This window comes from Nocardiopsis sp. JB363, from assembly GCF_900143625.1.
Classification (GTDB): domain Bacteria; phylum Actinomycetota; class Actinomycetes; order Streptosporangiales; family Streptosporangiaceae; genus Nocardiopsis.
In genome coordinates this window covers 1-9,261 of record NZ_FRFF01000155.1, presented here as the reverse complement: position 1 = coordinate 9,261, position 9,261 = coordinate 1, and the positions used below count along the sequence as shown (strand labels likewise).

At 70.6% G+C, this 9,261-nt stretch carries 8 protein-coding genes; 6 read left to right on the top strand and 2 right to left on the bottom strand.

The genetic code is table 11. The features are described from left to right. Positions 1–124: 124 nt before the first annotated feature. Positions 125–2,242, top strand: a complete 2,118-nt coding sequence (locus BQ8420_RS24430; protein WP_087101580.1) for a prolyl oligopeptidase family serine peptidase — start codon at positions 125–127, stop codon at positions 2,240–2,242. 283 nt (positions 2,243–2,525) lie between these two features. Continuing rightward, positions 2,526–3,728, top strand: coding sequence for a JmjC domain-containing protein (locus tag BQ8420_RS24425; RefSeq protein WP_087101578.1), 1,203 nt, complete (start codon positions 2,526–2,528; stop codon positions 3,726–3,728). A 49-nt stretch (positions 3,729–3,777) separates the two neighbouring features. Here BQ8420_RS24425 and BQ8420_RS24420 read toward each other — a convergent pair whose 3' ends face one another. Then, a complete protein-coding gene (locus BQ8420_RS24420) occupies positions 3,778–4,581 on the bottom strand; it encodes a TetR/AcrR family transcriptional regulator (RefSeq protein ID WP_087101576.1) in 804 nt (267 codons plus the stop codon). 99 nt (positions 4,582–4,680) lie between these two features. On the opposite strand from BQ8420_RS24420, the gene BQ8420_RS24415 reads away from it, so the two are divergent. From BQ8420_RS24415 to BQ8420_RS24400, 4 genes are all read left to right on the top strand, one after another. Next, a complete protein-coding gene (locus BQ8420_RS24415) occupies positions 4,681–5,664 on the top strand; it encodes an ATP-binding cassette domain-containing protein (protein WP_087101574.1) in 984 nt (327 codons plus the stop codon). Between the two features lie 44 nt (positions 5,665–5,708). After that, complete coding sequence (locus BQ8420_RS24410; protein ID WP_087101572.1) at positions 5,709–6,551, top strand: ABC transporter permease; 843 nt, start codon at positions 5,709–5,711, stop codon at positions 6,549–6,551. Between the two features lie 192 nt (positions 6,552–6,743). Continuing rightward, positions 6,744–7,388: a DUF2306 domain-containing protein gene (locus tag BQ8420_RS24405; RefSeq protein ID WP_235006465.1), complete on the top strand. Its 645-nt coding sequence runs from the start codon at positions 6,744–6,746 to the stop codon at positions 7,386–7,388. Between the two features lie 224 nt (positions 7,389–7,612). Next, a complete protein-coding gene (locus tag BQ8420_RS24400) occupies positions 7,613–8,473 on the top strand; it encodes a (2Fe-2S)-binding protein (protein WP_087101568.1) in 861 nt (286 codons plus the stop codon). A 64-nt stretch (positions 8,474–8,537) separates the two neighbouring features. Here the strand turns inward: BQ8420_RS24400 and BQ8420_RS24395 are convergent. After that, positions 8,538–9,261: DUF4352 domain-containing protein (locus tag BQ8420_RS24395; RefSeq protein ID WP_369825540.1), on the bottom strand; the 724-nt coding region annotated here is incomplete at its 5' end.

Below are 9,261 nucleotides of genomic sequence, written 5' to 3'. Positions count from 1 at the left end.
GCCCTCCCCCGCGGCCGGTTCGAGCAGGCCCCGACGACAAACCTTCCCCTTCGGTGACATTCCGACCACCCTGGGGTGAGATATCTGTTGCTTGACCGTCGTGTCGGGCCGCTTGAAACATGTGATGGTGCGTAACCGAACCCCCGGAGTCACCCTCGCCCCCGATCCGGCATCGGTCGTGGACACCCTGCACGGCCGTCCCGTCCCCGATCCCTACCGATGGTTGGAGTCGGCGGACAGCCCGGAAACGCTTCGTTGGTTGGAGGAGCGCGCCCGCGAGTACGAACGCGAGGCCTCGGGCTGGCCCCTGCGCGAACGCCTGGCCGCCCGGATCCGAGCGCTGGTCGCCACCGATCTGTGGAGCACACCGGTGCACCGACCCGGTGCGGTGTTCGCCACGCTGCGTCCGTCCGGCGGCGAGCACCCGCGACTGGTGGTCCTGCCCGACGGACCGGCCGACGGCACGTCACTCGACTCCCCCACGGCGGCCCCGCGCACCGTGTACGACCCCTGCGAGGAGGATCCCGCCGGTCGCACCACCCTGGACGCCTGGGAGCCCAACCCCGACGGCACGCTGGTCGCCCTACAGACCTCCACCGGCGGAGTGGAACACGGTCGGCTACGGGTGGTCCGGGTCGCCGACGGCTCCCCCTTGGGGCCGGTCGTGCCCCGCGTGCGCTACTCGCACGTGGCGTGGCTGCCCGCGGACGAGCGTTCCTTCTTCTATGTCCGCCGCGACGGCGACCAGGGCGTGCGCGGGGTGTGGCTGCGCCGGGTGAGCGACGGCGCCGAGACCCTGGTGCACGCCTGTACCGGTCCGGGGACCGTACCCGGGGTGAAGGTATTGGGCGGGCGTTGGCTGCTGGTGACCGAGAGCCACGGCACCGGGCACCGCACCGATCTGTGGTTGGCCGACCTGACCGCCGGGTCCCCGCGCCGACCGAACCTGCGGCCCCTCCAGGTGGGCCACGAGGCCGAGACCGAGGTGCGCCACGGCCCCGACGGTTTGCTGTACCTGCGCACCACTCTGGACGCGCCTCGACGCCGTGTCTGCGTGGCCCACCCCGAGCGGCCCGAACCCGAACACTGGCGCGAGGTGATCGCCGAGGACGCCGGCGCGACCCTGGACGCGTTCTGTCCCCAGCCCGGCGCCGACGGCGCGGGCACCACCGTGCTGGTGGTGCGCACCCGGTTGGGGATCAGCGAGGCCACCGTGCACGACGCCGTCTCCGGGGCGCTGCGGTACCGGGTGGAGCCTCCCGGGGAGGGCATGGTGTCCACCCCCGTGCGGGCCCCCGACGGTTCGGTGTACCTGGGCTACGCCGACGTGTCCACCCAGCAGCGGGTACTGCGCCTGGCACCGGGCGAGCACGTCCCCACGCCCTGGCCGTCGCACGGCGACCAGGCCGTGCCCTCCCCGCGAGTGGAGCGCACCGTGGTGTGGTGCCGTTCCCAGGACGGCACCCGGGTTCCGGTCACCGTCTTCGACGTCTCCACCCGCTCCGGGCCCGGGCCACTGCTGCTGCACGCCTACGGGGGGTTCGGCCGTCCCCGCCAGTTCGGGTTCAGCGCCACCGTGCTGGCCTGGCTGCTCAGCGGCGGCCGCTACGCGGTGGCCCACGTACGCGGCGGTGGTGACGCCGGACGACGCTGGCACCTGGACGGTTCGGGCCGCGACAAACCACGGGCGGTGCAGGACCTGGTGGCCGCCGCCGACCACCTGGTCGAGACCGGATGGTGCACCAGGGACCGGCTGTGTCTGTCGGGCGGTTCGGCCGGAGGGTTGCTCGTGCTCGCCGCCGCCACCGCCAGACCCGACCTGTGCGCGGCGGTGATCGCCTCCGCCCCGCTCGCCGACATGGCCCGCTTCGAACGCATGGGGCTGGGTCGGATGTGGACGCGCGAGTTCGGCAGCGCCGCCGACCCCGACGACTTCACCGCCTTGATGTCCTACTCCCCCTACCACCGGGCCCTGGAGAGCGCGCGTCGCACCCCGGGCCTGAGCCACCCCCGCGTACTGCTCACCGGGTTCGCCGGGGACACCCGGACCGACGCCGCCCACCCGCGCAAGATGTGCGCGGCGTTGCTCGCGGCCGGCCGGTACGAACAAGGACACGCGCCCGCCCTGCTGCGCTACGAGCGCGACGTCGGACACGGTCCGCGCTCGGTCAGCAGGGCGGTCGCGCTGGCCGCGGACGCCCACGCGTTCGCGGCGCACCGGACGGGGCTGACCGGCTGCTGAGAGGCGTCGGGACGGCCCTGATCAAGAGGAATCGAACACTTCCACAGAAAAGCGAGGTGCGGTATGGACCCCATCGAGGTAGAGGTCGAGGACCTGGCGGAGGTGACCTCCCGCGACATCACCGCGGGCGGCGACAATGACGGCACCGACTCCAGCTCCGACTTCATCTGATCCGACCCGCCCGGCCCGGCCACCACATCCCGGGCCGGGCGGGTCCCCCATCGTGCTCTCCCGTGGTGTCCGCGCGCCCGAAGTCGTTTCTCCGTCTGCCGAAAGGACCGCCGTGACCGAGCCCGGCCGCCTGTTCAGCCAAGCCCTGTGCGACGTCGTGGGCCGCGACGCCCTGACCACCCGTCTGTCGGAGGAGTTCGTCTTCGCCGACCTGGGCGAGGACGCCGTACGCACGCTGTTCACCCTGGAGGACCTCAACCACGTGCTGGCCACGTGCGCACCGGAGCCACCGCGGTTGCGTCTGCACCGGGAGGGTTCCCCGGTGCCGTTGGACCGCTACACCGAGACGGGCACCGCCACGCGCGAGGCCCGCCGGATCGTGCGCCCGGAGGCGCTGTACAAGGAGCTTCGGGGCGGTTCCAGTCTCGTCCTGGACGGGGTGGACCGAATGCACCCGGCGGTGGGCGACGCCGCCGACGACCTGATGCGGCTGGTGCGCGAACGCGCGCAGGCCAACCTGTACCTGATCTGGGGCGACTCGCGCGGGTTCGACACCCATTGGGACGACCACGACACGATGATCGTGCAGTTGGCGGGCTCCAAGCACTGGCAGGTGCACGGCCCCGGCACCCGCCCGTTCCCGATGAAGAACGACACCGACCACGCCCACACCCCGCCGCGCGACGCCGACGGCCTTCTGCGCCAGGAGTGGGAGGGCGTGCTGCGGCCGGGCCAGGTGATCCACGTGCCGCGTGGGTGGTGGCACACGGTGACCGGCAACGGTGAGATGAGCATGCACCTGACGTTCGGGTTCACCCGGGCGACCGGAATCGACTGGGCCGAGGCGTTGGTGCGTCGGCTCTTCGAGGAGGAGTCGTTCCGGCGCGACCTGCCACGCTTCGCCGACCCGGAGGCGCGCCGCAAGCACCGGCACGAGTTGACGGCCCGGCTGACGGAGCTGGCCGAGGAGGCCGATCTGGACTCGTTCCTGACCGAACGGGACGCGCGTTTCCCGCGCAGGACGTCGTTCTCACTGCCCTGGCCGGTGGAGGAAGGGGTGCCCGGCGCGAAGGCGCGGGTGGAGTTCGTGCCGATCCTGCCACCGCCGATGGAACGTGAGGGCGACAAGGTCGCCCTCACCGTCGCCGGGAAGCGGTACCGGCTGCCGTCGGTGACCGAACCGGTGTTGGAGGCGCTCAGCGAACACCGCGCGCTGACCGTGGCGGAGTTGGCGGAGGCGGCGGGTGTGGAGGTGGAGCTGTGCGCTCAGGTGGTGGCCGCACTGGGCCGCCACCACCTGGTTCTGGTGCGCTGAGGCCGATCGTGGGCGCCGTACCCGTGCGGGGTGCGGCGCCCTCACCGTTTCAGTCGGCGTCGCCGGTGGTGCCCTTGTCACGCGCGTAGGACGCGATGCCGTCGAGTATCCGTCGGATGCCGAAGTCCAGTTCGTGGGTGGGTTCCCCTACCCCTTCGGTGGTCTCGGCCGTGGGCTGCGGTTCCAGCACCTGTTCGTGGAGCATGAGGGCGATGGTCGGGAACTCCTCCTCGGTGACCACCCTGCGCAGGCCCCGGCTGTAGTCGCGTTCGACCTCGACCAGGGTGTTGCCCGTGGTTCGCGCCGCGTCGGCCATGTCGGTTTCCAACCGCACGCTCTCGCGCAGCGCTGCCGAGAGCAGCATGAGCATCTGGAGCGCCTCCCCCACGTCCAGGCCCGAGCCCACCAGTTCGCGTAGCCCCGCCTCCATCCAGCGCAGACCGTTGGGGCCGCCGGGTGGACCGGAGAAGGCGACCCGCACCACCCAGGAGCGGTGACGGTAGAGCTCCAGGACGCTGTGGCACCACTCCTCCAGTCCGGCACGCCAGTCACCGTCGACGCGGGGTCCGGGGGGAGTTCCCTCCATCGCGGCGTCGAGCATCAGGACGAGCATGTCCTCCTTGCTGTCCACGTGCCGGTACAGCGACATCGTCGTGTAGCCCAATTCCTTGGACACGCGCTGCATGGAGACGGCCTCGATGCCCTCGGCGTCGGCGACGTCGAGGGCCGCGCGGACCACGACCTCTCGGCTGAGCCTGGGTTTGGGGCCGCGCCTTCGAGGTGGGGAGTCCAATCCCCAGAGCAGTTCCACGTCCCGCGCCATCCGGCTCTTAGGCGCGTTCTCTGTCGTCATGGGCCACCAGTCGTCGGGTTCGTCGTTGACACCATCCTAGAACTGTGTATTAAATACACTTATCAGTATGCGGCATACACAGTTAAGGGAGTGCACGCGATGAGCCCAGAACCCCTCGCTGTCCGGACCGAAGGACTGCGGAAGAACTACGGGGACACCGTCGCCCTGGCCGGTCTCGACCTGGAGGTGCCCGCCGGGACCGTGTTCGGGTTGCTCGGACCCAACGGCGCCGGGAAGACCACCGCCGTCCGCGTGCTGGCGACCCTCCTGCGCGCCGACTCCGGGCACGCCGAGGTCGCCGGGTTCGACGTGCGATCACAGGCCGCTCGGGTGCGCTCCGTCATCGGCCTGACGGGCCAGTACGCGTCGGTCGACGAGCTGCTCACCGGCCGGGAGAACCTCGTGATGTTCGCCCGCCTGTACGGCCTGTCCCCGCGTGACGCGCACGCACGCTCCGAAGAGCTCCTGGGCCGGTTCGACCTGCTTGCGGCCGCCGACCGCCGCGTCTCCGGCTACTCCGGCGGGATGCGCCGTCGCCTGGACCTGGCGACCGGCCTCATCCAGCGACCCGACGTCCTGTTCCTCGACGAACCCACCACGGGCCTGGACCCGCGCAGCCGACTGCGCGTGTGGGAATCGGTGCGCGGACTCGTGAACGCCGGCACCACGGTCGTCCTCACCACCCAGTACCTGGAGGAGGCCGACCGGCTCGCCGACCACGTCGCCGTCATCGACCACGGCCGGGTCATCGCCGAGGGGACCCCGGACGCCCTGAGATCCCGAGTGGGCGGCGACCGCCTCGACGTGATCGTGCGCGATCCCGCCGACCTGGGAGTGGTCGCCGACCTCCTGGGCGCCGCGCTGACCGCACCGGTCACCGTGCACCACCAGGACCACCGCGTCGGTGTTCCCGCGGCGGACCGCCTGGACGTCCTCACCCGTGCGGTGCGCGCCCTCGAAGGCTCCACAGCGACGATCGTCGACATCGGGGTGCGCCGGCCCGGCCTCGACGAGGTGTTCCTGGCCCTGACCGGACACCCCTCCACCGAACACGACCACGCCGACGAGGTCATGGCCTCGTGAGCACACCACACCCGATTTCCGATGCGACACCGGAAGGCACCACGATGACCACGCTCGAACCGGCCCGCGCCACCGCTCCGGACCGCACGAACGGAACCGGGGCGGGCAAGGCCGTCACCGACACCCTGATCCTGACCCGCCGCAACCTCCTGCACATGGTGCGCGACCCCTTCGAACCGTGCGTCGCCATCCTCATGCCGGTCGTGATGGTCCTGCTGTTCGGTTTCCTCTTCGACGAGGTCATGTCCGGGCACGGATCCGGGAACTACCGCGCCTTCCTCATCCCGGCGATGCTGGCGATGGTCATGGTCTACGGCGTGGCGGGCACCGCGGCCGGGATCGCCCGGGACACCGCCCGCGACGTGATGAGCCGTTTCCGCTCCATGCCCATGTCCCCCGTGTCCCTGTTGACGGCCCGCACCGCCTCGGACATGGTGCGGGCCTGCCTGGAGGTGGCGGTGCTGATCCCGGTGGGGATGGCTCTGGGTTGGCGCGCCGAGAACGGCCCGGGCGACGCGGCCCTGGCCATCGGACTCCTCCTGCTGTTCCGGTTCTCCCTGGTGTGGTCGGGGGTGCTGTTGGGGCTGCTGGTGCCTGATCCGGACTCCGCCGGCATGCTCGTCTACCCCTTGGCGTTCCCCGTCACCATGCTCTCGACCGGATTCCTGCCGGCCGAGGCGATGCCCGCCTGGATGGCTCCCATCGCCGAGTGGAACCCGATCTCGGCGATCATCTCCACCCTGCGAGACCTGTTCGGCAACGCCGGTGTCCCCTCCGACAACTGGCCGGCCGAGCACGCCGGGTTCCTGGCCGTGCTGGTCCCGGTCGTCCTGCTCGCCCTGTGCGTACCACTGGCCGTGCGTCGGTTCCGCGCGCTGAGCCGCTGATCACGACCGCCCGCGGACCCCGCGAGTGCCCGAACCCGCCGGCACCACGACACCCGATTCACCATGCACCGAACACCCGAAGGAGACCCGACGATGGAAGCCACCCCATCGACCCACACGACCACACCGCCATCCCGTCAACGCCCGCCAGCGTCACCCGTTCCGTGGTGGCGCTGGCCCTGGATTCTGCCGTTGGCGCTGTTCAGCGTCACGTTCCTGCTCTACGCCGTCCCGCCCTACCTCGGCATGGACCCGGACCAGGCACGCCTTCCGATACCGGAGAGCCCCTCCTGGTTCTTCCCGATGCTCATCACCCATATCTTCGGCGGCGCGCTGTTGACGCTGCTGGTGATCCTCCAGGTGTGGCCGTGGCTGCGCACCCGACACCCGGCCGTACACCGCTGGAGCGGACGGGTGTACGTCTGGGCGGGGGTCCCACTCGTCGGGGTTCCTGCGCTGCTCATCGCGCCGTTCAGCAGCACCGGCGGGAGCGTCCAGATCAGCAACACCGTGTGGGCCGCGCTGTGGCTGACCTTCACACTCCTGGGCTACGCCATGGCGCGACGGCGACGCTTCGCCGAACACCGCGAGTGGATGCTGCGCAGCTTCGCCCTCATCTACGGCATCGCGTTCAACCGCGTGCTCCTCATCGTCTTGATGACGATCATGTCGCCGCGGCTGGACACGGTCTATGACGGTGACTTCGGCGCCCTGGCACTCGACGTCGCCCCGGCGTCGGGCTTCCTGTCATGGGTCCTGCCGCTGTTGTTCGTGGAGTGGTGGATCAAGTACCACCGTCGGGCACGGCGCGGGCGCCCCTCGACACGCGCGGCCTGAACGCGCGCGCCCCGGCACCCGAAACCGTCCGCACAGTCCCTGAGCTGGGAACCGGGGCCCCATTTTTCGGCAAATCCGGGCAGCCGACGATTGCCACCTCAGCTTTCATTAGGGTAGCCTCACTTTACAGGCGCAGATGTACCCGTCCCCGTTGGTAGCTGCGACCACGGCATCCTCCGGACGTGACTTCGGTTTTCATCTTGCGACGAAGGGCAGGTTCCGCGGTGACTCAAGATCCGCTCAACGCGATCCGCGCCGTCAGCGCGCGGCTCAAGTTCGCACCACTGCCCGAGATCGTCGACTTCGAGACCCTCCAGCGGCGGCCCTTCGACGGCGCCCAATGCCACAGCGTCACGTCACTGACCGACGACCACTGGCTGCCCGTGCTGTTCGACAAGCTGCGGACCGAACACGGGCCCGGGCACCGTCTGCCCGCCGCCACCAACTTCCTCCGGGTCACCCTGCGCGAACCCGTCTTCCTGGTGGCGTCCTCGCTGTACCTGACCGGTCGCGCGCCCCTGCTCGGCCCGGACCGGCTCCGGCTGCCCTGGGACACCGTCGAGGCGCGTTTTCGCACCCCGATCGTGGTCGACACCCGCACGGTGGTCCTGCCCGACGACCCGGCCGCCGACCACCCCGACACCGTGGTCGCCCGCGACGAGGACGAACAGCTACGGCTGACCGCCGAGGCGATGTTCGCCACCTTCGAACCGCTCATCGAGGCGCTCCAGGCGCACTCCCGAGCGGGCAAGCGCACCTTGTGGGGCTGGGTCATGGACACCCTGCACTTCTACATGCTCAACCCGGCCCGCTACCTGGGGCAGGACGCCGAACAGGCCTGGAACCTGGCCACCCGGTTGGGTGACGCGGTGACAGAGGCCGGTGCCCTCACCCGCAAGCGGCCACGACTGTTCCCCTTCGCCCCGGACCACCCCCGCGGCACCTGGGCGGTGCGGGGCACCTGCTGCTTCGACTACAAGGGCGACCCCGAACACGGCTACTGCACGACGTGTCCGCTCAAGTGCGACAGTGAACGCAAGGAGGACCTGTCGGAGTGGCTGCGCGACCCCTCGCTGGCACCCTGACGGAATCTCCGTGACAGCGGCCCGTCCCCGCCCTTCGGGGGGACGGGCTCTCTTTATCGACCGCTCAGGCGACCGGGGCCTCCACCGGGCCGGTGAAGTAGGGCTCGAAGACCACCTGTTCCGGTACGACCTCCCCCTCCACGGTGATCACCCCGTCCGTGCTCTGGCCGGGTTCGAGGGTCTGCACGGCGATCTCCTCGGAGTCCATCGCTATGGCGGCCTCCGGATCGTGCGCGTCACCGTCGTCGTCCATGATCGTGAAGTAGAGCGGGTTGATGTCCAGGGCCTGATCACCGTCGTTGGTGACCTCCACCAGGACGCTGGTGTACTCGCCCTCCAGGTACAGGGAACTGGGCTGGAAGTCGGTGGTGGACGCGCTCAGGGAGGCCTCCGAGGGCGGATCCGCACCCGGCTCGGCCTCCTCGCGACCATTGCCGGGCGGAGCGGAGGACGTCGAACCGTCGGTCCCCGCGGTGAAGAGCAACACCGCCGCGCAACCGCCCAGGAACAGCAGCAACAGGAGCAGCACCCCACAGCCGATCCCCAGGATCTTGCCCCAAGGTGTCGGATGGACCGGCGGTGGCCCGGTGCCCGGCACGTAACCCCCGGCGTTGCCGTAGTCGACCGGGGCGCTGGGGTAGTCGCCGTAACCGGGGGCGTAACCGGCCTGTTCGGGGCCGGCCCCGCCGGGCCCGCTGGGCCCCTGGGACAACTCACCCGGGTCGCTCGGCCGCCCCGCCCCAGGCCCCCGGTACGGGGGTGGTTCGTGCGGTGGCTCCCCCGGCGGC